The 1,230-nt window shown below is 61.5% G+C and carries 1 protein-coding gene; it reads left to right on the top strand.

The window, feature by feature from the left end:
• Nucleotides 1–117: 117 nt before the first annotated feature.
• Nucleotides 118–1,218, top strand: a complete 1,101-nt coding sequence (locus tag F8N85_RS34325) for an AI-2E family transporter (protein WP_150805792.1) — start codon at nt 118–120, stop codon at nt 1,216–1,218.
• The last annotated feature ends 12 nt before the right edge of the window (nt 1,219–1,230 follow it).

Raw genomic sequence — 1,230 nt, 5'->3', positions numbered from 1 at the left:
GTAGGAGCTGCCGCAGGCTGCGATTTTTTGCGGGGTACACAAAGATGACGTCCCATTGACCGTCTATGCTGGGCTTACCCCCTCATTCCTGTGCAGCGATCTGCAAGGAGGCAATCAATGGTGCCCACGTCCACTTCCGAGAAAACGTTTTCCCGTGGTCTGCTCGATGTGCTGATTCGTGCCGGGCTGATTGTCGTTCTGGTGCTGTTCTGCTTCGAGATATTCCGCCCGTTCCGCGATCTGTTGCTCTGGTCGCTGATCCTGGCGATCACCCTCTACCCACTGCAAGGCCGGCTCAAGGGCATGCTGGGCTACAAGGACGGACTCATCGCGACGCTGATCGTGCTGATTGCCATCGTTATTCTCATGGTGCCGATCTACCTCTTGGGCACCTCGATTGCCGACTCGGTCGAGCGCGCTATGGTCCTGCTCAAGGACGGTGGCTTCCAGATTGCTCCGCCGGCCGATGCAGTCGCCGATTGGCCGCTGGTGGGCAAGCGCGTGCATGGCGTCTGGCTGCAGGCGGCCACCGACCTTCCGGGGCTGACCGAGAAGTACATACCGCAGATCAAAGGGATCAGCCTGACCCTGTTGAGCAAGCTCGCCGGGGTCGGCATGGGTTTCCTGATTTTCATTTGTTCCCTGATCATCGCCGGGATCTTCATGGCTTATGGCGAGGGTGGCAGCCGCAGTGCGGTGCAGATCGCTTCGCGTATCAGCGGTCCGGCCAAGGGACCGCAACTGGCCGCGCTGTGCACCGCGACCATTCGTGCGGTAGCGCTGGGGGTGGTCGGCATCGCCTTCATCCAAATGCTGCTGGTGGGCGTCGGCTTCGTCCTCAAGGGCATCCCCGGCGCCGGGCTGCTGGCCCTGGCGGTGTTGTTGCTGGGGATCATGCAGTTACCCGCGACGCTGATTACCATTCCGGTGATCGTCTACGTATTCGCCACCGAGGGGGTCAGCACGGCGGGCATCGTCTTTTCCATTTATGTCTTCGTTGCCGGCCTGGTGGATAACGTGCTCAAGCCACTGCTGTTGGGGCGCGGCGTCGATGTGCCGATGCCGGTGGTGCTGATCGGGGCCCTCGGGGGCATGGTCACCGGTGGCATCATCGGTCTGTTCATCGGCCCGGTGGTGCTTGCGGTCGGCTATCAGCTGTTCTGGCAGTGGGTGCAAGACCAGCCGCAAGGTGTGCCAGACGACCAGCCGAAGATCTGACGGGCCTATGTT

It is taken from the genome of Pseudomonas fluorescens (assembly GCF_902497875.1).
Lineage (GTDB): Bacteria > Pseudomonadota > Gammaproteobacteria > Pseudomonadales > Pseudomonadaceae > Aquipseudomonas > Aquipseudomonas fluorescens_BR.
Note: the sequence above shows the minus strand (reverse complement) of the source record. Positions and strands in the feature narration are given on the sequence as shown.